Genomic DNA, 23,752 nt, shown 5'->3' on the forward strand with positions numbered 1-23,752 from the left:
GACTTAGCTGGGATTCTGCTTTTCCTTTTGCACCAATTGAGCGAAGTGATCTTCCAACCGGATTTTGCCGTAGCATTTCCCGATCATATCCATTCGCATGGCACTCAGGAAAAACTGGATCGGCCCATATGTTTTCACGGAAGTGAATGTCTCCAGCGCTCGCTGCAGCGCAACGCTGATCCAATTGGGTAAATGCGTGATCTTGGCTTTCTTGCTCAAGCTCTTAAAGGCGATCTCAGCCAACTCGTTGTGCGTATACTTCACTGGTCCGCCAACCTCGGCATAGGCTTGGCCCTCTTCGATAATCTCAAAGCAAGCTGCGGCGAGGTCAGCCCCGTGGATCGGATTGATGCGGAAGTCTCCAGAACCAAACATGTAAACCCGGCCAGATTTCGCCATGCCCCAGAACTCCTCAATATCGGAGAAGTAGCCGCTTGGAGAAATAACTGTGCTTTTGATTGGCGCCGACTGAAGCACCTCAACAAAGTGCTGCTTGGCGCGTACCAGTTTCACATTCAACAGTTTGCTCGCGTTCAGCACATGGACATACGCAAAGTGAGGGACACTGTTTTCTATTGCGAGATCAAGCAGATTCTTGTTGGCGCGAAAATCTACGTCGTTGTAGCTCAAGCCGTCTTTTTGGCGGGTAATACCAAGCGCAGAGACGACAAGGTCAACATCATCCATCAGCCCGATCAAGCTGTTCGGTTGAGTGACTTCACCCTCAAAAAACTCACTGGCTTCAAGGCCCTTCGTGCGGGCAACCTGTTCATTGCGAACAAGAGCACGGACACACCAGCCCTCCCGCTGATAATAGGAGGTGAGATAAGAGCCCAGATAGCCGGTTGCGCCTGCAATTACGACGGTCTTCATTACAATTCCCTCAAACGATCAGGTGCCGCAAAAGGTCTGCTGCCAACAAAATTAAAGCGCTGAATGCCTTTTGGGTGTTTCGCCCGCAGAAGGAACTCACGTGCAATAGCAGCTCTTCAAAAGGCGATAGATTTTTAAGTTGCTGTAGGATGAGTTAGTGCAAAAAAAAAGACTGACATAGCTCTCAACCACACTCTCAAAAAATGGGAGCTTCCACGGACAAAATCAACCGCTAATTGTTCATAGTCAAGGTTTCAGGACAAAGTGGATATGCAAAAAAGGGAAGAGCCCTTCAGCTCTTCCCTTCTGGTTTTGAGTGGCCTTTGGCTGCAATCAGCCTTTGCCTTGCCATGGAATGAGCAAGCGTTCCAAATACCGCATACCAAGCTCAATGGTGTACCCGATGAGCCCGATGACCATGATCCCGATCACCACCGTATCCGTTTGTAAAAAGTTCTTTGCAATCATAATCATGGAACCAACGCCCTTGTCCGCTGCAACCAGTTCCGCGGCAACAACAGTGCCCCAGCAAACGCCCATGGCGGTTCTGAGGCCGGTGAAAATCTCTGGCAGTGCGTTTGGCAAAATCACATGAAAGAGGATCTGTGTACGAGATGCTCCAAGCGAATAAGCAGCATGCACCTTGGTGATCTTGACGCTGTTTACGCCAGATCGCGCTGCAATGGTCATGATAAACAAAGACGCCAGAAACAGCAGGAAGATCTTCGCAGTCTCATCAATACCAAACCACAGAATGATCAGTGGAATCAGAGCAAGCGGTGGGATCGGACGCATGAACTCCACGATTGGATCGAATAAACCACGCGCAATTGAGGAAAGGCCCATGGCCAGTCCAAGAGGAATGCCAACAAGTGCCCCTAACAGCACACCTCCAAGGACGCGAAACACCGAAATACCAATGTGATCCCAGAAGGCAACATTACGGAAACCTTCAGAAAGCAACTTGCCCATCCGGGTGAGAGTTGCATTGACTGACGGCCAATAGAAGCTTTCCAGCATGCCGAGTGCGCTGGCAATACCCCAGGCAGACAGCAGAATGACAACAGTCAGGATCGAATAAAATCGACCTGAATTAACCGCGCTGGCATCACCAAAGCGAACGGTCTTCTGCTGTGTGAAAACATTGTCTTTGAGCCCGAGCCAGACGGAGACTCCTGAAGGCGGTGTATGGTGTTTGCTCATGTTGGCCTCCTATGCTGGTTCAAGTTCTTGGTCATTGCCCATAATCTCTTCTTCCATACCCCAAATAAGGGACAGGATTTCTTCACGCGTCTCCACAAACTCATGGGAAGCTTTGATCTGGCGCGGGCTCTCCACCAGTCCGCGATCCGCAAACGGCAACTCGTACTCACGTAGAATACGGCCCGGACGCGGAGCCATCACGATAAGCCGCTCCCCAAGGAACAAGGCTTCTTCAACAGAGTGTGTGATGAGAATGATGGTCTTGCGCGTCTCTTTCCAAAGCTTCAGCACAAGGCTCTGCATCTTCTCGCGGGTCAAAGCATCCAGCGCGCCAAGAGGCTCATCCATCAGGATCACTTCCGGATCATTAGCAAGACAGCGGGCCAATGCGACGCGTTGCTGCATGCCGCCGGAGAGCTGATAAACTGGCTTTTTGCCAAAATCCTGCAGTCCGACAATCTGCAAAAGCTCATCCACTTTACGTTTGGTCTCCGCTGCAGGCCGCCCTGCCATTTTGGGCCCGAATGCGATGTTCTTCTCAACTGTCATCCATTCAAACAAGGCGCCCTGCTGAAACACCATTCCGCGGTCAGAACCAGGGCCAGTCACCTCCACATTCTCACGGATGATCTTACCGGAGGTAGGGCGAAGAAAGCCTGCAATGATGTTGAGAAGAGTTGTTTTACCGCATCCCGATGGACCAAGAACGGAGATGATTTCACCGTCCTTCACATTCAAATTGACGTTGTTGAGAGCATGGACTTGATCACCGTTGGGAAGGGTGAACACCATAGAGATATTGTCGGCAACTATTCCACTCAAAGCGCTTCTCCCGGTTCTTTGGAAAATGCCTGGTTCGCCCGGTCTTTTTATTGGAAGAATGGCGGGACATTGCCCGCCATTTTCAAAAGTCTTTTATTTAAGGTAACTTGCGTCGACGAACTGGGAGTAATCATCCAGCGCTTCATCAAGTCCACCAGCAGAAACCATGACATCTGCCACGCCTTTAGCTGCAGCCTGAATGCCGCCGCCGAGCCAGTTCTCACTCAACTGCTCTTCATTGGTTGGGAAGCCAAAGTTCGCGATCATCTTCTTCGCGGGCTCAATGTCCATACCCGCAGCGCGCGCAATCTTGTCATACATGGCACTAGGGTCTGTGTTGTAAGCGGTGTTCGCCTGATTGGTGACTTCCATGAACTTCTTCACCAGCTCAGGATGTTCAGCGGCAAAATCGCTGGTCACATTCACCACATCAAAGGTATTGATGCCAACGGCTTCCTGTTCCGCACCTGTCATCAACGGAGTGCCAACTGTTTTCATCCGGTCAAGCGCACCGCCAAAGGCGCAGCCCATTGCTACATCACCGCGCAAAACAGCAACTGCTGCATCTGCCGGGTTCATTTGCACAAGGTTTACCTTGTTGAGGTCAACGCCCAAATGGTCCAGCGTGCGGATCAGCTTGTAGTGGGTGACGTTACCAATTGGAGTAGCAACTTTCTTGCCTTCTAACTCCTTGGCATTTGCTTTGGTGATACCGGTGTCATTGCGCACGATGCAGAGGTCGTTCTCTGCATAAGTCACGGCGACACCGACAAGTTTGATTGGAGCACCGGAGGAAACACCAACAACGAAAGGTACGAACCCATTGCTGTACGCGATCTGCACATCGCCGGAAACCATGGCCTGCACCATTTCGTTTCCATTGCCGAACGCACGCCACTCAACTTCCAGACCCAGCGCTTCGTCATAGGTCTTATCAATTTGAGCTGCTTGGTTCGCGGTGGGCCATTCCAGAAAATAGGCTACGGTGATTTTATCAAGCGCGTGAGCAGAGCTCATACCAAGGCTCGCGACCATGCCTGCTGCAAGAGCCAGTTTTCCTGCAAGCTTCTTCAATGCCATCTCTATTCTCCCCCTGTGCGGTGCTAAGTTCTTATTCCCTCGTTATTTTTGCGCGTTCCTTATTATTGGGACTTCTTAAACCTAAGCTTTCAGCAATTGAGGACACTATGAAACCGCAAGTCCCGGTAGTGCCAGTTTGTGAATCCCGATGGAACCAGACAGTATTTCTCGATCCTCATTCATTTATAAGTGCCCAATCTGCCAATATTATTCCCAATATCTCTGCGGAAGATTAGATTGATGGCTCTCAATAACAGTGTTTCCTCTGTATAAATAAACGAAGAATCCTATGTTCATGCCGATGTATATGAGCAATCTCTACTTTTTGTGCTGCGACGCAACAATTTATCTGCGGTCTCCGATAGTAATTCTATGCCCTTTGGAATTTTATCGGCATGGATTGAAGAAAAACCAAGGCGGAAATAGTTTTTACCTTGGTTCGCATCTGCAAAGAACACGTTCCCCGGTTCAATCAATACACCCTGCTTAAGCGCCTCTTGGGCAAGAACTGTTGCATCCAGTTCAGGTGGCCCGCTCACCCAGAAGGACGATCCACCAAACGCAGAAACCTGCGCCCAGCCGGGAAAGTGCGTTTCCATAGCTTCGCTCAGTGCATTCCAGCGGCTTGAATAGGCATGGTGCAGCTTGCTGATCAACGCATCCTGTGAGCCCTGCGCCAGAAACAACGCAACACTGCGCTGGTTGTTGCCCGGCGGATGCCGCAGCATCAGTCGGCGCATGGCGCGGATTTCCTTTATCACCGGCTTGGGTGCCACAATAAACCCAATCCTCAGCCCCGGCATGATGGACTTGGAAAGGCTGCCCACATAAAGCACCCGGCCAGATGCATCGACAGACCGCAAAGCAGCGGTCGGTTGTCCGCGATAGTTGGTCTCGTACTCGTAATCATCTTCAATAATCAGAGCGTCGGACTGGGCCGCCCATTCCAGCACCTCGCGACGGCGTTTCATCGTCATCGTGGTGTTGGTGGGGAACTGATGGCTCGGCGTCACATATACCAGCTTTGCATCCCCAAGCATGTCGGCCCGTATGCCTTCCTCATCCACAGGAATGGCCCTTATGTCGGAACTCCTGAGTCGCATGATGTTTCGCACATCTGGATATCCGGGGTCTTCCACTGCAACAGGTGTGTCCGGTTTCACAAACAAATGCGCGATCAGAAACAGAGCATTTTGCGCACCCATCGTCACCAGAATCTCGTCAGATTCGGCAATCACACCACGCCGGATCAGAATGCGCCGCTGGATCTGCTCAATCAGCATCGGATCATCAGCCGTAAAGCGGTCATCCGTCCAGGCATCCAGCCATTTGATGCTCATTGTCTGGCGTACACAATCCCGCCACGCACTGATGGGAAACAGAGTTGGGTCCACCTGACCGTAGATGAACGGGTAGGGATAGCTGTGCCAATTCTCGGTTTTCAAAATATTGAATTGAGTGGACGGTGTAAGCCGCAACTTGGAAGCCCAATCCACACGATCACCGGGAACTTGTTCCTTGGGCTGGACCCGATCAGGCAGCTGTCCCAGATTCTCAATCACCTCTGGCGACACATAAAAGCCGGATCGTTCACGGGTGATCAGATACCCATCCGCCGCTAGTGCCTGATAGGCCAGCATGACCGTGTTACGCGAAACACTCAACCGTTTCGCCAACGCACGCGTTGAAGGAACCGGTGTGTTTTCAGCAAGTTGGCCGGAAAGAATAGCAGAGACGAGCATCTCCCTGATCTGGCTTTGCAGCGTCGTACTGTCATCCCGGTCAACGGAAAACAAGCTGTATCTCATGGCTGGCCCCTCCCTCCAAATCACGAGTGAAGTATCAGCATGAGTTCATCTGGCTCTATGGTCAAGAACAACTGGACCTATCTGACCTATTATTTCGGCGACAAGATATTTCTCACAGTACCTCTGGGGAACTGTTGGCGAATAACTCAGTGTTCTAGGAGAAAGATCGAGATGAGTGTCCTTGCAGAGCCGATTGAACAAGCGAAAACCAATTCTCTTGAGCAACACTGGATGCCGTTTTCCGCAAACAAAGAATTTAAAAGCGCACCGCGTCTCATCACCCGTTCAGAGGGGATGTACCTTTGGAATCAAAACGGTGACAGATTGGTCGATGGCTCTTCCGGGCTGTTCAACGTGCCTGCAGGCCATGCGCGCAAGTCGATTGCGGATGCTGTTCATGCTCAAATGATGCAGAACGGATACACAGCGCCCTTCCAGCTGGGCCAGCCGACATCCTTTGAGTTTGCGGCAAAACTCACCAAAATTATGCCAGAGCCTTTCAATCACGTGTTCTTTGTGAATTCAGGATCGGAGGCCATCGATACCGCGCTGAAAATGGTCATGGCCTATCATCGTGCAAACGGTGCTGCACAGCGCACTCGCTTTGTCTCCCGTGAACGGGCCTACCACGGCGTGAATATGGGCGGTGTCTCTTTGGCTGGTATGGTCAAAAACCGCGAAACTTTCCCGGTTGTCATGCCAAACATCGTCATGATGCGCCATACGTGGAACGAGGAAAACGCCTTCACAAGAGGCCAGCCGGAAACCGGTGTGGAACTGGCAAATGATCTGCAGCGCTTCTGCGAGACCTACGGTGGCTCCACAATCGCCGCTGTGTTCATTGAGCCTGTTGCCGGATCTACCGGAACGCTCGTCCCACCAAAGGGATACTTGGAGCGCGTGCGTCAGATCTGTGATGAACACGGTATCTTGCTGGTATTTGATGAAGTGATCACTGGCTTCGGACGTCTCGGCAAACCGTTTGCAGTGGATGCGTTCAACGTGATGCCAGACATCATAACACTGGCAAAAGCACTCACTAACGGAGCAATCCCGATGGGTGCCGTTGCAGCGTCGGATCAGGTTTATGAAACCATCACCGAAGCAGCGCCAGAAAATGCCATCGAGTTCTTCCATGGCTACACATATTCGGCGCACCCGGCAGCCTGTGCAGCAGGTTTAGCAACGCTGAAGATCTATGAGGAAGAAGGGCTGTTTGATCGGGCAGCCGAACTGAGTGATTACTTCCTTGATGCAATCTGGTCCCTGCAGGATATCCCGATTGTGAAGGATATCCGAGGCTACGGGCTTATGGGCGGTGTAGAGGTTCACCCGCTTCCCGGTAAACCGGGCATCCGCGGCAACGAGATGCAAAAGCGATTGTTCTGGAACGGCTGTCACGCCAAATGGACGGGGGACACAGCCATCCTGGCGCCAGCGTTTATTGCAGAGCGAAGTCATGTTGATGAGATCGTAGATGCAATGAGGAAAACGCTCATAGCTGAATAGATCGAAGAAAGTATTGTTTTGAGAAGAGCACATTTGTGCTCTTCTTTTGTTTTTCAAATTGGTTGAGGGGAGGCGATCAATGACGAAGTCTATTCCGCAAAATGCGCGTGTCGTGATCATTGGTGGCGGTATTGCCGGGTGTTCAGTTGCATATCATCTGGCAAAGCTTGGCTGGCAGGACATCGTGCTGCTGGAGCGCAAGCAGCTCACGTGCGGCACCACCTGGCATGCTGCAGGGCTGATCGCCCAATTACGCGCATCCAAAAACATGACGCGCCTCGCCAAATACTCGCAGGAGCTCTACGGCGAGCTGGAAGCTGAAACCGAAATCGCGACAGGTTTCCGCCGCAACGGATCAATCACAGTTGCCTTAACCAAAGAACGCCGCAGTGAAATCCTGCGATCAGCCGCAATGGCGCGGGCGTTTGGGGTGGAAGTGGAAGAGATCTCCACCTCAGAACTGTTGGACCGCTACCCTTATGTAAATGCCGAGGATGTCACAGCAGCCGTCTACCTGCCAAAGGATGGGCAGGGTGACCCGGGCAACATTGCGCTTGCTCTTGCCAAAGGCGCCCGCCAACGCGGAGCACAGGTGTTTGAAGGTGTCAAAGTCACAGGCATCGCTAAGAAAAATGGAGCGGTCTCGGGTGTCTCTTGGCAGCGAGATGGCAGTGATGAGCAAGGTCACATCGCAGCTGACTATGTGGTCAATTGTGCAGGCATGTGGGCGCATCAACTGGGCAAAATGGCTGGCGTCAACGTGCCGTTACATGCCTGTGAGCATTTCTATATGGTCACAGATAATATCGCTGGCCTCCCACAACTCCCCACGCTGCGCGTGCCGGATGAATGTGCCTACTACAAGGAAGATGCCGGCAAAATCCTGCTGGGCGCGTTTGAGCCAACCGCCAAGCCATGGGGCATGCAGGGCATCTCGGATGATTTCTGTTTTGACCAGTTGCCAGAAGATATCGAGCACTTCGAACCCATTCTGGAACAAGCGGTCAACCGTTTCCCCGAGCTGGCCGTAACTGGCATTCACACCTTCTTCAACGGCCCTGAAAGTTTCACACCGGATGATGCCTATCATCTGGGCGAAGCGCCGGAACTCAAGAACTTCTTTGTCTGCGCTGGCTTCAACTCCATCGGTATTCAATCCGCTGGTGGTGCAGGTATGGCGCTCGCCCATTGGATGGAGCATGGCCATCCACCCTTTGATATTTCCGATGTTGATATCCGGCGCATGCAGCCGTTTATGGGCAACAAAACGTTCCTCTATCAACGCTCGAAAGAAACGCTCGGCCTGCTCTATGCCGATCACTTCCCTTTCCGCCAGAAAGCCACGGCACGCGGTGTCCGTCGCTCTCCGCTGCATGAACATCTCAAACAAGCAGGCGCAGCTTTTGGTGAAGTTGCTGGTTGGGAACGCGCAAACTGGTTTGCAGAGCAGGGGCAAGACCCGACCTACGAATACTCTTGGAAACGCCAAAACTGGTTTGAGAACTCCAAGCGTGAGCACCTCGCCATCCGCAACAATGTCGGCCTCTATGACATGTCCTCTTTCGGCAAAATCCGCGTTGAAGGCCCGGATGCGGAAAGCCTGCTCAATCATATGTGCGGTGGAGATATGTCCGTGCCTGTCGGCAAAATTGTCTACACGCAGTTCCTCAATGAACGAGGTGGTATTGAAGCCGATCTCACCGTGACGCGCCTCTCGGAGACTGCTTATCTACTCGTAACTCCAGCAGCCACTGTTATCCGGGAACTCAGCTGGCTCAATAAGCACAAGGCTGGCGCCAATGTAGTCATCACCGACATCACAGCAGGCGAGGCTACACTGGTGGTGATGGGGCCAAACTCGCGAGAGCTGCTCTCCAAAGTCTCCAATCACGATTGGTCCAACGAGAACCATCCATTCGGAACCATGCAGGAGATCGAACTCGGCATGGGCCTCGCTCGTGCACACCGTGTGTCCTATGTGGGTGAACTGGGCTGGGAGCTCTATGTCTCAACCGACATGGCCGCCCATGCCTATGAGACACTCGTGGAAGCAGGCGCTGATATCGACCTGAAACTCTGCGGTCTCCACGCAATGGATTCCCTGCGCATCGAAAAAGGCTTCCGACATTTCGGACACGATATCACCGAGGAAGATCATGTTGTGGAAGCAGGTCTCGGCTTTGCTGTCAGCACCAAGAAACCATCCTTCATCGGCAGAGACGCAGTCTTGCGAAGGAAAGAAGAGGGCCTCTCATCCCGAATGCTGCAGTTCAAGCTGAAAGATTCAGAGCCACTTCTGCATCACAACGAACCTGTCCTGCGCGATGGTGAGATCGTCGGTTACCTCACCTCTGGCAACTACGGCCACACTCTGGGCGGTGCCATTGGCCTTGGCTACGTGCCATGCAAAGGCGAAACAATCAAAGACATGCTCGCCTCCAGCTACCAGATCGACGTCGAAGGCACCCTCTGCGACGCAGAAGCATCCTTCAAGCCAATGTACGACCCCAAAAGCCTCCGCATGCGGGGACTAAAGGAAGTAGAAGACGCATAACTTAAGCGAGCACCTCGCGCTGTGTGCGAGGTGCTAATCTAATCTGATGAGTTTGATGCAGCTTCTTTCACTTGCTCAGCTTTAACGCATTTGATCCAGTCGGCAATCCGTTCTGCAGCGTCTACAGCAGTCAGCTCAGTTACATCCAGCTCCATGAAGTGTTCTGCATCCTTACCGAGCAGATCTCTCGCTCTCTGGTGGTTTTGAGCTGCGTATTCAGCATCACGCGGTTTGCGCTTCAGGTCTCTATCTGAACTCTGAATGCGCCGCTGGTTTTCTTCCAGCTCACAATGCACATGCACAACAAGGAGGGGACCGCGAGATAGCGAGAGCTGTTCAAGGCCAGCCCAGTACTCTTCGCAAAATGCACTCCCAACGGTAAGAGCTTCTGTCATGACCACAGGTACACCGGCAGGCAGCTCGCATATAAGATCATCAGCAAGGCGACGAACAGCCTTAATACTCTTGTAAAAAGCAGGGGTTTTCCGTTCAGTCAGAGCGAAGGCCAGATTCCAGACGGTGTGATTATCTAAGAGACGGGCATCTATAGTGTCCGCTAACTCTCGGCCGATGCTCAGCTTCCCAACACCGGGATAGCCATTCAAAACGATAAGCATAATGAAGGTTCCAGAAGAGGTGTAGCACTAGTAGGCCGAAGAGGGAGGCGTGTGAGAAAGTGTGCTGGTGAGCCTATTCGAAGCCTGACCTTCAGGCAACCTCCGTTGGTGCGCAGACAATTTAAAAGAAAAAAGCCCGGGCAGCTTTGCACTGCGCGGGCTTTAAGGTTCATGCCCCTCTCAGAGGAGGCGAGACGGGCACTGCTGGGGGACTTACGCGAGTTCTTGTTCGCGCATATCTTCCGCGTTGATGCCAGCGACAGCAACAGGTGCTTTCATGGCGTCTCTGCGGAAAGGCTCACCAAGTTCCTGATTAAGGATCACCTCAATGAACGTGGTCTCGTTACGCTCCATCTGGCCCTCAATGGCGTCATTCAGGGTCTTGGTCAGCTCATCAGTGCCGAACACCTGAATGCCCTTCAGGCCGCAAGCTTCTGCAATCTTGGCGTATTGCACTTCTAGATTAAGTTCAGTGCCAACGAAATTATCATCGTACCACAGTGTCGTGTTGCGCTTCTCCGCGCCCCACTGATAGTTGCGGAAGATCACCATGGTGATTGGTGGCCAGTCATCACGACCACACGCGGTCATCTCGTTCATGGAGATACCAAAGGCACCGTCACCGGCAAACCCAACCACTGGCACGTCAGGACGCCCAATCTTCGCGCCCAAAATGGCGGGCAAGCCATAACCGCAAGGCCCGAACAGACCCGGAGCAAGATACTTCCGCCCCTCATCAAAACTCGGATAGGCATTGCCAATAGCGCAGTTGTTGCCAATGTCAGAGGAGATGATCGCCTCTTTCGGCAGTGCTGCCTGAATAGCCCGCCATGCCATGCGTGGAGACATTTTCTGCGGCTCGCGTGTACGGGCGCGCTCGTTCCAGCTTGTGCCCGGATCATCATCCTCGTGGTCCATGGAGGAAAGCTCCTGCAACCACGCGGACTTCGCATGATGCACCAGTGCTTCCCGGTCTTCACGTCCCTCATTACCAGCGTGATCCGCTAGCTCTTCCAAGATCTGCTCAGCCACAGCGCGAGCATCTCCCTGAATGCCGACACTTACCTTCTTGGTCAGCCCGATCCGGTCAGAATTGATGTCCACCTGAATGACCTTGGCGTCCTTCGGCCAGTAATCCATGTCGTAGCAAGGCAGGGTAGAGAACGGATTGAGCCGCGTCCCAAGAGCCAGCACCACGTCCGCTTTCGAGATCATTTCCATGCCCGCTTTTGAGCCGTTATAGCCAAGCGGACCGACGGAAAGCGGGTGATTGCCGGGGAATGCATCATTGTGCTGATAGCCACAACAGACCGGTGCACTCAGCTTCTCCGCCAAAGCAGCAGACGCCTGAATAGCGCCACTCAGCACAACACCTGCGCCGTTCAAAATGACAGGGAACTTTGCATCAGACAGCAGCTCAGCAGCCTTCTTGATGGACTGCACACCACCACGCGGCTTTTCCATGCGCACAATCTGCGGCAGCTCGATGTCGATCACCTGTGTCCAGAAATCACGCGGTATGTTGATCTGAGCTGGAGCGCACCCGCGCCAGGCTTTCTCAATCACACGGTTCAGCACTTCTGCAATACGGGAAGGATCACGAACCTCTTCCTGATAGCAAACCATATCCTCAAACAGAGCCATCTGCTCTATTTCCTGAAAGCCACCTTGTCCGATGGTCTTGTTGGCTGCCTGCGGGGTAACAAGCAGCAGGGGTGTATGGTTCCAGTAGGCTGTCTTGATCGGTGTTACAAAATTGGTAATACCCGGACCGTTCTGAGCAATCGCCATGCTCATCTTACCGGTTGCGCGGGAGTATCCATCCGCGCTCATGCCTGCGTTACACTCGTGGGCGCAATCCCAAAACTTGACACCTGCGGCAGGAAAGAGATCCGAAACTGGCATCATGGCAGAACCGATAATGCCAAAGGCGTTATCAATTCCGTGCATCTGAAGCACTTTTACAAAGGCCTCTTCGGTCGTCATTTTCATGGCACAAGTCCTCCCCATCACGTCACAGGCACGGCTGTGATCTGCACATTCTGATATGCAGTCAAACCTAGCCTGAGCCAGCGGAGGGGTTTAGGGCCAGATTCCGCTATAGCATTGGTCAGTTGTGTAGAAGGTATTGAAGATGCAGCGGAATGCCATCGCTGATCCCAAGCAGAAAAGCGCTAGCTTACGTCAGCGCTGACGGAAACAAGGCTGGCATTCATCAATCCTCGCAGGGAGTTACCAACATAGACAGCGTCTGCCGCCCGCAAATCATGCACAGTCAGATCCGTTTCCTCTGCATATCCATGTTCCAGCAAACCAGCGCGGAAAACTCCCGGCAATAACCCATGCGTAAGAGCAGGGGTGAGCAATTTGCCGTCCTTGCGGATAAACAGATTGGTGAAGCTGCCTTCAGTCAGATATCCTGCTTCATTGAGGAAAATGACCTCAGAACATCCATAGTTAGCAGCATACTCTGCGCGGGTTTGATCGTAAAATCCGCGCTGGCTGGTTTTATGGAACAGGAACCGGTCCTGTGAATGCACACGCTCGTCTGCAAGGCAGATCCGCCAGTCATCCCCGCTTGCTGCCGGCATTTCCTGCGCCGTCAGCATGAACTGTCCGTCTTCATAAAGATCAAGCCGAACCCGCATATCGCGATCAAACACTGCAGCATGGTCTGAAAGCACGCTCAACGCCTGATCCAGATTCCAGTTGAAACCGAAGTAAGACGCGCTGTCGGCCATCCGTTGCAGATGACGTTCCAGCAACGTGTAGCCTTCGTCAGGCGTCCAGCCCATAGTTTCAAACAGGGTGAAACGCTCTTCTGACGCCTTCAAGAAGTTCAGTTTCAGCAGACATTCATCATATTCTGGCGATGCACCGGAATCGAACACAACTCCCGAGCCTGTCCCCATTTCAGCAGCGCCGTCCTCGTCAATTACCAGAGTGCGGATCGCCACATTGAAGGTGAAATCACCATTGGGCTCAATCATTCCAATGGAGCCGGTGTAGATCCCACGCGGGCTCTTTTCCAGCTCATCAATGATCTCCATAGCCCAAAGCTTCGGTGCTCCGGTGATAGAACCACACGGAAACAGCTCTTCAATAATCTCGGGCAGTTCAGCTCCATCCACCAGCTCGCCAGTGGTGGTAGAGGTCATCTGGAACAGGCTACGGTATTGCTCAACCTCACAGTGAGACGGAACACAAACACTGCCTGCTTTGGTGATGCGAGAGAGGTCATTGCGCATCAGATCAAGGATCATAGTGTTCTCGGCGCGTGATTTCACATCACTTTGCAGCCAATCCCGTACACGCGCATCTTCTTCGCTCGTGCGCCCACGCTGAGCTGTGCCCTTCATCGGGCGTGTCGTCAGTTGCTTGCCCTTGCGCTCCAAAAACAGTTCCGGAGAAATCGAGAGAACTTTCTGATCACCCAGATGCAAAAGGGCAGCATATCCAACCGGTTGCTGGAACAGCAGATTGTCAAACAAGGCAGCTGCGCTTCCAGTCTGCTCAAGCTCTGCACGCATAGTCAGGTTGATCTGGTAGATGTCACCTTGCGCCAGATGCTGCTGCGTTTTGGCAAAAGCGCTCTCATAGTCGCCTTTGCTCATGTCAAACTGGTTGATGTGAATGGAAGGGGCGGCTTCATTGCCTGCAGCCTCAACCAACCATTGGGCTTCTTCATCTCGGGTCAAAAGCTGAGGCGCATCGTAGACGCCGAACCAGGCAAGAGGCACATTGCCTGTGCCCTTAAAACGCTGCTTCAGCTTCTCTTCAAACGCAAAGCCAAATTCGTAGGAGAAGAAGCCTGCCAGATGGTGGCCCGCTTTACGTTCTTGTTCCAGTTGCTGAAGAAACTGAGGGACCTCAGAGAGAGTTTGGCAGGTCAGCACGCGCTTTGGAGCTTGGAAGAGACGCGCAGGCTCATGGCTAAGCCTGTCGACAAAAAGTACTGTTCCAAACGCAAACTGCGCCATACCTGTCCATTCTTATTTGGGTTACCCTTATTAAGAATGCTCAATACCAGCCCGTCAGACCAAGGCAATCATAAAATTGTCTCCAAGTCCGTTTCTTGAGTAATTTTGCGTAAATTGTGATCAATTTCAGCCCAAAAATCCGAAAATTCCCCTCAAGGCAGCCGTTTCAGAAGAGCAGCAGCGTCGCTCAAACGCAAAACGGGCCACCAAGGTGACCCGTTTCATCAGAATTTGTAGCGCAGATTAAGCAACGTCGTGGAAGAAGCGCTCTAGCGTATCGTGAACTTCATTGAGATCACCATCAACCTTATTGGCTTTCTCAGTCACTTCGAAGACGGAGCCTGTCGCCTCGTTCATGGCTTCACTCAAGCTGGCAATGCTCTGGGAAACTGCCATGGTGCCGTCAGCTGCAGCTGCGATATTAGCTGAGATCTCATTGGTCGCATCACCCTGCTGGGTTATTGCCTCTGCAATTGCACCAGTGTGGGCATTCACGTCATCCATGGTCAACGTGATGGAGCCAATTGCGTCCACAGCTTCCCGGGTTCTGCCCTGAATTGCGGACACCTGAGACGCGATCTCTTCAGTCGCTTTAGAGGTCTGGTTGGCCAGCTCTTTCACTTCTGCGGCTACAACTGCAAAGCCTTTGCCTGCTTCTCCGGCGCGGGCAGCTTCAATGGTGGCGTTTAGGGCCAGCAGATTGGTTTGTTCAGCAATCGCCTGAATGAGCGTAACCACTTCACCAATGCGGCTTGCAGCTTCTGCAAGGCTGCCAATGGTGTCGTTGGTCTCCTGCGCACCGCGGGTTGCAGCTTCAACCATGTCGTTGGCCTGCGCAATCTGGCGTGCGATCTCGGAAATGGAGGAGGAAAGCTCTTCGGAAGCAGCAGAAACGGTCTGAACATTGCCAGATGCTGAATCAGAGGAAGAAACAACTTCAGTGGTATGACCAGAGCATTTATGCGTCGCGTTCTCCAGGCCTTTGGAAGCCGATACGATGCTATGCGTGTTTTGTGAAAGGCTCTTTAGCTGCCCATCCACCACGTCACGCAGACCGGAAATGTGTTTTTCAAAGAATGCGATACGTTCGGATTGCTCTGCAATCTTCTGTTCGTTCTCCGCAACTTCAGCTGCAATCACTGCGGCTTGAGCGGAAGCAGCATTGTCTGCCGCGTTAGAAGCTTCAGCATCGTCCTGACCGCTCAGGAAGGCCATCGTCACACCAGCAAGAAGAACCAGAATGATGAGGTTACCAGACATGGTGCTCTGATCACTCACGAGGACGTCAGGCAAAACGAACAGGCTACCAAGAAGATAAATTACGGAAATTGCAAGGAAACTGCCAAGCGCGCCGCCATTGCGAGAAGAACCCAAAACAACCAGCGGGGCAAAGAACAGGATGTTGAAGTCCACTTGCCAGCCTTCTGCATATCCACCAAGAGCAGCAGCAATGCTTGCAACCGCAGCCAAAATGGCGAGGCAAATGCCAGAAGCTAGGTCAGCTGCACCGGATTCCTTGTCTTTCAGCCACAATGCGGTTGGAATAGCAGCAAGAAGGAAAGCTGATCCCGAAAGAATGCTCATTGTGCCGGTATCACCAGCCCAGCTCATCCCAAAGCTCAGGAGAGCAAGAACCCAACCCAAGGCAATCGGCCAACTGGTTGAACCCGTGTCAGATTGGCCTACCTCTTCTTCAAATCCGACTGCAGCACTCATTTCAGGTCTTCCCTTAATTGTATTGGTGCATGACACACCCAAATACATCCACCCAATTACTAAACGCATTCCGGATTTATAACTCTCTGATAACAAAGAGGAATGCGCACAACCTCAAGCAGCCAGACAGCACAATTGCAGCCGTAACCACTTGGTTGAATGAAAGAAATAATACGCACGAAAGGGCGAAATCACACAGCAATCGCCTCTAAAAGAGGCGGCCCTCAAAATTGAATTGCGTAAATTACTCCATTCAAATCTTAGTTGTAATTTGTATAAGATTTATGCTTAAGAGAAGCTTAATGGAGCGGAAGGGAAGTGTAAAAAGCAAAGAACACCGAAGCGTTCACTCCGGTGTTTCTGCGTTGAAAATAAACTGAAATCAATAAAAAAACTAAACCAGTAAAATTAAGTCTTAGGCTGGTTCGTTCTCTTCAACCTGTTCATCTTCCATTGGATCATCGTAGCAAAAGCGTGTGCAAGCAGAGCTTTCCACGTCATTCAGGATGAACTTGAGGAGAGAGGAGAGGTTGTCCAATTGGCTCTCATCGATGTCACCGAGCAGCGCATGAGCTGCTTTACGGCGCGCCTCAGCCACTTCAACGGCCTTACGCTTACCGCGAACGGTGAGTTCTACCATAACTTCCCGGCCTCTGCGGCGAAGACGTCGGACCAACCAGTCTTTCTCAAGACGGTCAATCAGGCGCACGGTGGCGGAATGGCTTAAACGAACTTCTTTCGCAACTGTACCGATGGAGATGGCCGGAGAGCGTCGCATAATAAGAAGAGCCGCGACGGCACTTGTTGAAAGATCTCCGTAAGCATCAACACTCGCATCTTCAAGTGCTGTACTTACCGCGGAAAGTTGGTCTGCAATATGATTGGTTCTCATCATAAATTAAATCTCTAAAATACTGTCCTGACGATTCTGACTTAGCGTCATTAGAGTTAATCCTAAAACTGCAATTTAACAAATGCAAGTTTAATAAAATTGAAAATAATAAGTATTTCGAAACCATGCAACCTGCAAAATCAATAAAAACCGCCGATTTGGTCCCTGATTATTAGCAGGTTGCAATTATCCATAAATTATTTTTGATCACCTATTGCTTAGGGGATTGGGGCGAAACCGGCAATGGGCAGGTCGCACCTGTGCCCGAAAGGCCACAGTATCCATCTGGATTCTTTGCCAAATATTGTTGGTGATATTCTTCAGCGTAATAGAATACGTCGAGCGGACCGATTTCCGTGGTAATCCCTGCGTTTTTGCCGATTTCCTTAAGGGCATCCTGATAAGACTTAGCTGTTTCTTTAGCCGTCTCAATATCTGCCTCACTCGTCAAATAAAGTGCAGATCTATACTGTGTCCCCACATCGTTGCCCTGCCGCATTCCTTGCGTTGGGTCGTGACGCTCCCAAAATACCTTCAAAAGTTGTTCCAGAGAAATTTCTTCTGGATTGTAGACCACTTTTACAATTTCGGTGTGACCGGTCTGACCAGTACACGTTTCGTGGTAGGTCGGATTCTTTGTAGCGCCACCTGCAAAGCCTACAGCAGTTACATACACACCCGGCAGCTCCCAGAAGGCGCGTTCAGCACCCCAGTAACACCCCATGCCCACATAGAGCTCTTTCATCCCTTCAGGATATGGCCCATTCAGATCATGACCATTTACGAAGTGCTTTCCAGGAGTCATGATTGGTGTATCCCGGCCTGGCAGCGCTGTACCTGTATCCGGCATTTTAAACTTGTTTGAGAGCATTCTGAGAAACGACATATTCACTTACCTGTAAGAACTCTGCATCACAGCAGGGTTGTGCTGATGCGACGCCGCTTGTCGCCATACCATAGCATAATTAGTCCGAGAGGTCCGAATATAACCCACGGCGGCATCAGCAGCAGGCTTTGAATAATCGGATCCCAGAGAAGAGGGCTCACGTACCGCTGGATGGCCGCCTGGGATGCATTGAGCGTTTCTGGTGACAGATCAAACCAGATCAGTCCCAGCGGTGAAGAGGTCCAGCTGGAGGTCGCAATGCTCTTAGTGGCATCCACGACAAATGAGACCAGCGCTATGGCGACAAACCACACACCTATAAAACGCAGTAAAAATCCAACCACGTGTCTGCTTCCTTTTTCTGTCAGCTATCTTTTAAACTCGCAATGAGCCTGCGTGTATCCACAGTACCTCATGCAATCTAAGGTGCAACCTATCAGAACAAGCATGCCAGACGCTCTTAAATTCCAGTCAAAACTGCGTAATGGATTGTGATTGGTTGCCCGTAGACAGGCAGAAAAATGCCTTTGTTTTCATTCTGGTTCCACAGAGTGGGGATACATGGCAAAAAAATCGAAAAGACCTCTTGCGCCCCCCAATAGTTTTGCATATACCCCCTCTCACGCCGCCGGGCATACCCGGTGAGCGGAATGCGGAGAGGTGGCCGAGTGGTCGAAGGCGCACGCCTGGAAAGTGTGTAGGCGGGGAACCGTCTCCAGGGTTCGAATCCCTGTCTCTCCGCCATTACCATTTCTTTTCCCTTACATCTCAGTTGTTTAGTAGATGTTTTGTCCAGCTCATTTGAGTTGGTTGGACAATTATCTGTTCTCGTCTTGTGCTTTCAGGCTTCCAATTGCCTGAGTGGCTAAGCGCTGTTGATCAGCTGCCGCGGTATAGATTGTCAGCTCCTTCAAGCTTTGGTGTCCTGTCAGGGCTTTAATCACGTCTGCTGAACAACCTGCTTCTGCCAGTCTTCGTGCTGCTGCTTTGCGCAAACCATGGGGAGAGCAGTTACTCAGTCCTGCTTCTCTCGCCCTGTCTCTGAACCAGTTTCCAAAGCCTGCCACTGAGAATGGTTTTCCAAACTCGGTGACAAGGAAGGTCATGTTCGTCTTTGGTGTTTGTGAAAGTGCTTGCTGGAGGGTGCTGTGCAGAGGAATCGAGAGTGCAGTTCCTGTTTTCTGCTGTGTGACCCGCAAGTTGCTTCCTGAAATATGCTGCCATCCCATGGTCACGACGTCAGAACGCCTTTGTGCGGTGTAAAGAAGCAAAGTGAGAGCAAGGTATGCCTTGCTGCCTTCAGAGTGCTGTTTTGTGAACTGCTCTATTTCTTCCTCAGTCCAACTATGAAAGCCTTCTGTCTTCTTCCTGAAGCCCTTCACTCCACGCGCTGGATTGTTGGCGATCATTCCCAGATCCATGGCAACGTCGAGCAGGATCTTCAGGAGAGATAGAACCCGATTTGCAGCTTGTGGCCTGTCTTCCATCTCTCCGAGTAGTTTCTTGATGTGTCTGCGTTCCAGGCGGCGTATAGGAAGCTTGCCAATCCTTTCCCTGAGCTTTTCGATAACTCCTCGGTAGGTGTGCTTGGTGCTGTCTCGTAAACCGAGGAACTCAGGTGAACGATAGTAGGCAACGCAGAGAGCATCAAAGCTTCCTGGCTTCGTGCGCTCTGCTGCTATGTTGGCACTCTGTGTTTTCACCCCTTCCAGTGCGCCGTAATACTGGCGCATGAAATCGTCGCCATAGGGTGTGCCTGTCAGATAGGTTGAGAACCCTGACTTGCGGAAACGGACACGGCGGGTGCCGTGCCTGTCTTTGTTCCAGCTGCAATATTGCGGCAATCCGCTTCGGTTCCGTCTCATAGGAGGTCGTCCCAAGGATTAGGAGTATTGTCATTCACCTCTTGCTTGAGTGGCTCCATGACAATCTCTTGGGTTTCCGGTCGGATCGTGACGCGCAGCTGTTCGGGAGCAATACCAACCTTCTCAGCTGCCTTGTAAGCCCTAACAACATCAGCCTGTTTAAATGGAACTGTTTGCCGTGCCATGCCTGCTCCTATGCTGAGTAGCTGCTGAGGCGAGCGCGTACGCTTGGTTCTGCTGGGCCTGCTGCCAGCACTGCTGCACCAACTTTCAGATTGTCTGATGCAGTGGTGGTGAGACGTTTTTCAGCCTTATCCCAGTAAAGAGGCTCACCCTGTGCAACCTGCTCACTGTCGGATTTGGGAAGCTCAAATACCCCCTGCATGACAGTCTCTACTTCTTCACCAGAGGCCGCATTGGTTGCGACCACACCAAACAGAGAGCCGACTTGAAGACCTTCACCACTGGAAACGTCATGTGGTGCAGTCAATGTGATGGCAACGCCATCCTGAATGTAATTCCTCATGTGCAATCTCCGCGCCTAAGCGCCCTTGTTTGAAATAATGCGAACCCGACGAACTGTGCGACCTTGGTTTGCTGCAATCTGCCTATTGAGATCTGCAAGGGCGACGGCCATCTCGCTGTCAGATTTATAGGTGACTTCATCGCGACCAAAGCGAACGGTTTTGACACCCTTGGCTCTTGTCTTTTCCAGCTTGTCACGACGAGCAATCAGCTCTTCCAGGCTAGCCATCACTTGCCCTCGTTCATTTGCCAGCCCCGCCAGTCGCCGAAGCAGGCACCGAAGTCGAGACGGACTTTGATCTTGATGCCATCAATCTCAAATCCGGCTTTGGTTTCGGTCTGCGGTCCTGGCTCACCTTCCAGATAGGCATATTCCAAGCCGTCCATCTGGCTGTGGCTGGTTGCCAGATACCAGCGATCCGGATTGTTAAAGCGACCTTCCACCACCATTCCCAGATCAGAGAACGGGTTCACATCGTCGATGCGGTTTGGTGTGATCTCGGCAAGTAGCTTCTGTGCCAGTGTCTCCAGCTCGGCTGGAATAATCAGATGGCGAGGGGAGAGATTGAGGCGCTTGCCGGACAGGCTCACCTGGTGGCGCAGTGCCTGACGCAATACAGAGAGTGTCTCAATGGACGGCTTGCCTTTGGTTTGTGCAAGGTTGCGATGGCCTTCATGGAAAACTGGCTTATCGTCTCCCATCTTCGGCCCTTTGCCGCCATTCATCTCCAGCAACTTGATGAAGAACTCTGCTTCAAAGTCTGCTGCTGCAATGCCTAGTCTGCGCGGTAGATCGTTCAGAGCGCCAAGGTCATCGTTGATGAGTGATTGGCGGGTGACACCGATCATCCGTCCGAAGGTGTCGATTTTGAAGCTTTCTGCGCTCTCGCTCATGGTGCCGTGTTTGTATTCACCATGCTCGTTGAGCTTCTCCAAATCCGGAGCTTCAGAAAGAATAATCCGGTGCTTTGCGCGGAAGTCTTTCACGGTGGTTTGTCGTGCCAGTTTCTTCAAAGCGCTTGGCACACTCTCATAGGATTGACGCAATGTCCGCCCCACGGTGTTTCCCATGATGAGGGGAAAGTCACTGGTAGAATGCAGGGCACGGGAGACAATCGTTGCCTGGGAAAGGGCCGTGGTTGAAACATTGGCATTGCGCAGACAATCGCGAGCCATCTCCGGAATAGACATTCCGATGAAGTCGCGGGCGCTGTCCTCCGGCTTATGGGTTGGGTCAATGCGCGTCATCATGGCGTCGGCCATGCGTTCGGCGCGGGTGTGTGGGTCGGTGTGATCTGCGAGAATTTGCGCCGATTGCGTCCGGATCGGCGGTGTCGTCCGCTTCTCGGCCTCGGTAATTGCAGCGGCTCGGATCTCGTCCAGTGTGGCTGAGCTGTCGATCTGGCTGTCAGTCCATTCAGTGGTCAGGTTCAATGTCCCTGCGATAGAGCGGATCTGCTGGTTGCGTTGCGCCATGTCTGGCGTGGGTGTTTTGGGTGGTTCCTGCGAGTTGGGTTGGTTCTCCGTTGGCATTGCTCTGATCCTTGCGTCCGGGTCCGCTGGCACACTGACAAAGCTGACTTCTCTTGGTTTGAACTGGGTGATGGTGCGAATGGAGCGTCCGGTGTCCGGATCTCTGCTGTCCGCCCATTTCTCTATCTGGTAGCCGATGGAAACGCCTGTAATCATTCCCTCGCGAATGTCGGCAATCACTGGGTTGGCGCGGCTGTCAGAGGTAAACTTGATGGTGACGATGATGCAGCCGTTCTCTGTCCGTGCTGCTGTCACGGTGCCAAGCACTGCACTCAGGCTGTCCTGGCGATGGCTGTCTAAAACCGGAAGGCCGATAAAGGCTTCCGCTGTGGTGGCTGTGGGTTCCAGTCGCTCGATGTAAGCGCCACGGTCCACGCTGCCAAAGGCGGTGGCGGTTGCCTCGACGGTCCGCTGTTTTTCGTCGAGGCTGGAGGATTTGAAAGTCAGATCACGGGTGAGGAAGGCTGGGGCATTCATGCGGCTTTTCCTGAAGTTGAGGGAGCGGGGTTGGTGCCAGCGGACATCTGTTGACCAATACCCCGCTCCCTGTCTGTGTCGCGTTTGCGCTCCTCGTCGATTTCCTCGACGGAGAAGCCGCGCTGCGCGACAACCCGGGTCCGGCTGGTCAGTCCGTTTTGAATTTCAAGAATGGCGGCTTTCGCGTCTTTTTCAGGGTCTACCCAAGGCCATGCGGGTGGCAGGTACTCGGCAGCATGAAAAGCTTCCGGCTCTGCGGAGTAGGCGCCTAGATCCAGCGTGCCCCGCACGGCCAGCAATCCCACAAAGCGCTCATAGATCGGCTGTAGAAACTGTTTGACCAGAACAAGGTGCTGGACGCTCTCCACCTTGCGGCGGAACTCCAGCAGGGCGGCGCGGCTGGAGGAATAATTGGAGTTGGAATAGTCGCCTGTCAGCTGCTCGTAGGTGATGCCAAGCCCTGCTGCCATGGCTCTCAGTTGCCACTGGATGAAGGCAGGGAAGTCTTTCACGTCTGGCAGGTTGGGGAACTCGATATCCGATCCCGGTGGCAGAAAGTGCAGGGCTCCCGGTTCCATGCCAGTTTCCAGCAGGCCGTTCTTTTGCTCGCCATCGAATGGATTGGCTTGTCCGTTGACGTCTCTCACAAAGCCAGCGAACAAGGCTGCAACCCGCTGGCGTTCCAGCTGCGCGTCTTCGTAGCTGTCCAGTGATTGAGCGCGGAGCAGAACGGGGGAGAGCCATGAAAGGCCGCGCACTTGTCCTGGCTCCAGCGGAACAAACACATGCAGCATATCTTCGGCAGGGACGCGGATGTGTCCAAGGTTTTGCAGCAGGGCAGTGCCACGGCGGCGGGGCAGCACGTGGTAGGCGATGCGCTTGCCATCTGCATCAAACTCGACGCCTGCGAAAATGTGGCCTTTGCCTTCCAGCTCGCGGAACAACGTGGCGTCCACCATGTCGGCGGGGATGAGCTTTAGCTTCAGGTCTGTGCCACTCTGCACCAGCTGGATGAAGCTTTCGCCTTTTACCACGATCTCGCGCATTGCTTGGGCTTGCAGACCGTAAAAATCCTGCCGCCCTTCAAAGTCGCAAGTCTCCAGCCAGCTCTCATGGGCTTTCTGGATTGTGTCGCGGATGGTGTCTGTCGGGAATTTGGGGCGGGTGACGATGCCGGCACCGATGTAGTTGGCCACAAGGCCGGAAACGGCGGCGTGTCCCCATGGGTTGTTGGTGGAAAGCGCAACCCCGCGCTCTTGGATGGTCTTTGATCCGGCTGCGGTCGCCTCGGAAAGATTGCCGATCCCCGCGATGCCTTGCCACCTGTGCCCCCGTCCAGCAGCCTCCAGCCCGATCATCCGGGCGACGAGGTTTTGAAGGCGTTTTGCAAGTGGGCGGCGGGGCTGGATCAT

At 52.6% G+C, this 23,752-nt stretch carries 20 protein-coding genes and 1 tRNA gene; 3 read left to right on the plus strand and 18 right to left on the minus strand.

The annotated features are described in order from the left end of the window. Positions 1-3 precede the first annotated feature (3 nt). The 5 genes from DHN43_RS16425 to pdxR form a co-directional block, all read right to left on the minus strand. Entirely contained in the window at positions 4-873 is an 870-nt protein-coding gene (locus DHN43_RS16425; RefSeq protein WP_108819327.1) for an SDR family oxidoreductase, read from the minus strand. Between the two features lie 333 nt (positions 874-1,206). Then, the gene (locus DHN43_RS16430; protein WP_057464094.1) at positions 1,207-2,076 is read right to left on the minus strand and encodes an ABC transporter permease; all 870 of its coding nucleotides are present in this window, start codon (positions 2,074-2,076) and stop codon (positions 1,207-1,209) included. A 9-nt stretch (positions 2,077-2,085) separates the two neighbouring features. Then, a complete protein-coding gene (locus DHN43_RS16435; RefSeq protein ID WP_093519057.1) occupies positions 2,086-2,868 on the minus strand; it encodes a taurine ABC transporter ATP-binding protein in 783 nt (260 codons plus the stop codon). Between the two features lie 123 nt (positions 2,869-2,991). Continuing rightward, positions 2,992-3,978 (minus strand): taurine ABC transporter substrate-binding protein, encoded by a 987-nt coding sequence (locus tag DHN43_RS16440; RefSeq protein WP_108819328.1) that lies wholly within the window; start codon positions 3,976-3,978, stop codon positions 2,992-2,994. A 293-nt stretch (positions 3,979-4,271) separates the two neighbouring features. Beyond that, the gene (gene pdxR / locus DHN43_RS16445) at positions 4,272-5,786 is read right to left on the minus strand and encodes a MocR-like pyridoxine biosynthesis transcription factor PdxR (RefSeq protein WP_108819329.1); all 1,515 of its coding nucleotides are present in this window, start codon (positions 5,784-5,786) and stop codon (positions 4,272-4,274) included. 171 nt (positions 5,787-5,957) lie between these two features. Between pdxR and DHN43_RS16450 the strand changes: the two genes are divergently transcribed. Further along, on the plus strand, positions 5,958-7,295 hold the full coding sequence (locus tag DHN43_RS16450; protein ID WP_108819330.1) for an aminotransferase class III-fold pyridoxal phosphate-dependent enzyme: 1,338 nt from the start codon (positions 5,958-5,960) through the stop codon (positions 7,293-7,295). A 79-nt stretch (positions 7,296-7,374) separates the two neighbouring features. Next, positions 7,375-9,849, plus strand: a complete 2,475-nt coding sequence (locus tag DHN43_RS16455) for a GcvT family protein (protein ID WP_108819331.1) — start codon at positions 7,375-7,377, stop codon at positions 9,847-9,849. A 38-nt stretch (positions 9,850-9,887) separates the two neighbouring features. On the opposite strand, the gene DHN43_RS16460 is transcribed toward DHN43_RS16455, so the two are convergent. The 7 genes from DHN43_RS16460 to DHN43_RS16490 form a co-directional block, all read right to left on the minus strand. Continuing rightward, positions 9,888-10,466, minus strand: a complete 579-nt coding sequence (locus tag DHN43_RS16460; RefSeq protein WP_108819332.1) for an AAA family ATPase — start codon at positions 10,464-10,466, stop codon at positions 9,888-9,890. A 213-nt stretch (positions 10,467-10,679) separates the two neighbouring features. Next, on the minus strand, positions 10,680-12,458 hold the full coding sequence (gene xsc / locus DHN43_RS16465) for a sulfoacetaldehyde acetyltransferase (protein ID WP_063286688.1): 1,779 nt from the start codon (positions 12,456-12,458) through the stop codon (positions 10,680-10,682). Positions 12,459-12,640: 182 nt separating this feature from the next. Beyond that, positions 12,641-14,446, minus strand: a complete 1,806-nt coding sequence (gene pabB / locus DHN43_RS16470; RefSeq protein WP_108819333.1) for an aminodeoxychorismate synthase component I — start codon at positions 14,444-14,446, stop codon at positions 12,641-12,643. A gap of 243 nt (positions 14,447-14,689) precedes the next feature. After that, complete coding sequence (locus tag DHN43_RS16475) at positions 14,690-16,162, minus strand: methyl-accepting chemotaxis protein (RefSeq protein WP_208995457.1); 1,473 nt, start codon at positions 16,160-16,162, stop codon at positions 14,690-14,692. A 415-nt stretch (positions 16,163-16,577) separates the two neighbouring features. After that, entirely contained in the window at positions 16,578-17,057 is a 480-nt protein-coding gene (locus tag DHN43_RS16480) for a MarR family winged helix-turn-helix transcriptional regulator (protein ID WP_063286691.1), read from the minus strand. Between the two features lie 208 nt (positions 17,058-17,265). Further along, positions 17,266-17,940, minus strand: a complete 675-nt coding sequence (gene msrA, locus DHN43_RS16485) for a peptide-methionine (S)-S-oxide reductase MsrA (RefSeq protein WP_063296235.1) — start codon at positions 17,938-17,940, stop codon at positions 17,266-17,268. A gap of 26 nt (positions 17,941-17,966) precedes the next feature. Then, entirely contained in the window at positions 17,967-18,284 is a 318-nt protein-coding gene (locus DHN43_RS16490) for a hypothetical protein (RefSeq protein WP_208860253.1), read from the minus strand. A 310-nt stretch (positions 18,285-18,594) separates the two neighbouring features. Between DHN43_RS16490 and DHN43_RS16495 the strand changes: the two genes are divergently transcribed. Next, a tRNA-Ser gene (locus DHN43_RS16495) sits at positions 18,595-18,684 on the plus strand. A 74-nt stretch (positions 18,685-18,758) separates the two neighbouring features. Here DHN43_RS16495 and DHN43_RS16500 read toward each other — a convergent pair. From DHN43_RS16500 to DHN43_RS16525, 6 genes are read right to left on the minus strand one after another with little or no spacing between them, the layout of a single operon-like run. Continuing rightward, entirely contained in the window at positions 18,759-19,805 is a 1,047-nt protein-coding gene (locus DHN43_RS16500) for a site-specific integrase (RefSeq protein WP_108819336.1), read from the minus strand. Beyond that, complete coding sequence (locus tag DHN43_RS16505; RefSeq protein ID WP_057462193.1) at positions 19,802-19,990, minus strand: hypothetical protein; 189 nt, start codon at positions 19,988-19,990, stop codon at positions 19,802-19,804. Before DHN43_RS16505 ends, DHN43_RS16500 begins: the two co-directional genes overlap by 4 nt. A gap of 8 nt (positions 19,991-19,998) precedes the next feature. Continuing rightward, the gene (locus DHN43_RS16510) at positions 19,999-20,331 is read right to left on the minus strand and encodes a DUF2190 family protein (RefSeq protein WP_108819337.1); all 333 of its coding nucleotides are present in this window, start codon (positions 20,329-20,331) and stop codon (positions 19,999-20,001) included. Positions 20,332-20,346: 15 nt separating this feature from the next. Next, entirely contained in the window at positions 20,347-20,559 is a 213-nt protein-coding gene (locus DHN43_RS16515) for a phage head-tail joining protein (RefSeq protein ID WP_108819338.1), read from the minus strand. Continuing rightward, positions 20,559-22,340 (minus strand): prohead protease/major capsid protein fusion protein, encoded by a 1,782-nt coding sequence (locus DHN43_RS16520; RefSeq protein WP_108819339.1) that lies wholly within the window; start codon positions 22,338-22,340, stop codon positions 20,559-20,561. The genes DHN43_RS16515 and DHN43_RS16520 overlap by 1 nt, the downstream gene beginning before the upstream one ends. Continuing rightward, positions 22,337-23,752, minus strand: coding sequence for a phage portal protein (locus tag DHN43_RS16525; RefSeq protein WP_108819340.1), 1,416 nt, complete (start codon positions 23,750-23,752; stop codon positions 22,337-22,339). The genes DHN43_RS16520 and DHN43_RS16525 overlap by 4 nt, the downstream gene beginning before the upstream one ends.

The organism is Pseudovibrio sp. Alg231-02, from assembly GCF_900143565.1.
In the GTDB taxonomy this organism is placed as follows: domain Bacteria; phylum Pseudomonadota; class Alphaproteobacteria; order Rhizobiales; family Stappiaceae; genus Pseudovibrio.

What these genes read in the sequence shown, in the direction of transcription:
- DHN43_RS16425 (WP_108819327.1), bottom strand. Translation starts at nt 873, where the DNA reads ATGAAGACCGTCGTAATTGCAGGCGCAACCGGCTATCTGGGCTCTTAT.
- DHN43_RS16430 (WP_057464094.1), bottom strand. Translation starts at nt 2,076, where the DNA reads ATGAGCAAACACCATACACCGCCTTCAGGAGTCTCCGTCTGGCTCGGG.
- DHN43_RS16435 (WP_093519057.1), bottom strand. Translation starts at nt 2,868, where the DNA reads ATGGTGTTCACCCTTCCCAACGGTGATCAAGTCCATGCTCTCAACAAC.
- DHN43_RS16440 (WP_108819328.1), bottom strand. Translation starts at nt 3,978, where the DNA reads ATGGCATTGAAGAAGCTTGCAGGAAAACTGGCTCTTGCAGCAGGCATG.
- pdxR (WP_108819329.1), bottom strand. Translation starts at nt 5,786, where the DNA reads ATGAGATACAGCTTGTTTTCCGTTGACCGGGATGACAGTACGACGCTG.
- DHN43_RS16450 (WP_108819330.1), top strand. Translation starts at nt 5,958, where the DNA reads ATGAGTGTCCTTGCAGAGCCGATTGAACAAGCGAAAACCAATTCTCTT.
- DHN43_RS16455 (WP_108819331.1), top strand. Translation starts at nt 7,375, where the DNA reads ATGACGAAGTCTATTCCGCAAAATGCGCGTGTCGTGATCATTGGTGGC.
- DHN43_RS16460 (WP_108819332.1), bottom strand. Translation starts at nt 10,466, where the DNA reads ATGCTTATCGTTTTGAATGGCTATCCCGGTGTTGGGAAGCTGAGCATC.
- xsc (WP_063286688.1), bottom strand. Translation starts at nt 12,458, where the DNA reads ATGAAAATGACGACCGAAGAGGCCTTTGTAAAAGTGCTTCAGATGCAC.
- pabB (WP_108819333.1), bottom strand. Translation starts at nt 14,446, where the DNA reads ATGGCGCAGTTTGCGTTTGGAACAGTACTTTTTGTCGACAGGCTTAGC.
- DHN43_RS16475 (WP_208995457.1), bottom strand. Translation starts at nt 16,162, where the DNA reads ATGAGTGCTGCAGTCGGATTTGAAGAAGAGGTAGGCCAATCTGACACG.
- DHN43_RS16480 (WP_063286691.1), bottom strand. Translation starts at nt 17,057, where the DNA reads ATGATGAGAACCAATCATATTGCAGACCAACTTTCCGCGGTAAGTACA.
- msrA (WP_063296235.1), bottom strand. Translation starts at nt 17,940, where the DNA reads ATGTCGTTTCTCAGAATGCTCTCAAACAAGTTTAAAATGCCGGATACA.
- DHN43_RS16500 (WP_108819336.1), bottom strand. Translation starts at nt 19,805, where the DNA reads ATGAGACGGAACCGAAGCGGATTGCCGCAATATTGCAGCTGGAACAAA.
- DHN43_RS16505 (WP_057462193.1), bottom strand. Translation starts at nt 19,990, where the DNA reads ATGGCACGGCAAACAGTTCCATTTAAACAGGCTGATGTTGTTAGGGCT.
- DHN43_RS16510 (WP_108819337.1), bottom strand. Translation starts at nt 20,331, where the DNA reads ATGAGGAATTACATTCAGGATGGCGTTGCCATCACATTGACTGCACCA.
- DHN43_RS16515 (WP_108819338.1), bottom strand. Translation starts at nt 20,559, where the DNA reads ATGGCTAGCCTGGAAGAGCTGATTGCTCGTCGTGACAAGCTGGAAAAG.
- DHN43_RS16520 (WP_108819339.1), bottom strand. Translation starts at nt 22,340, where the DNA reads ATGAATGCCCCAGCCTTCCTCACCCGTGATCTGACTTTCAAATCCTCC.
- DHN43_RS16525 (WP_108819340.1), bottom strand. Translation starts at nt 23,752, where the DNA reads ATGATCCAGCCCCGCCGCCCACTTGCAAAACGCCTTCAAAACCTCGTC.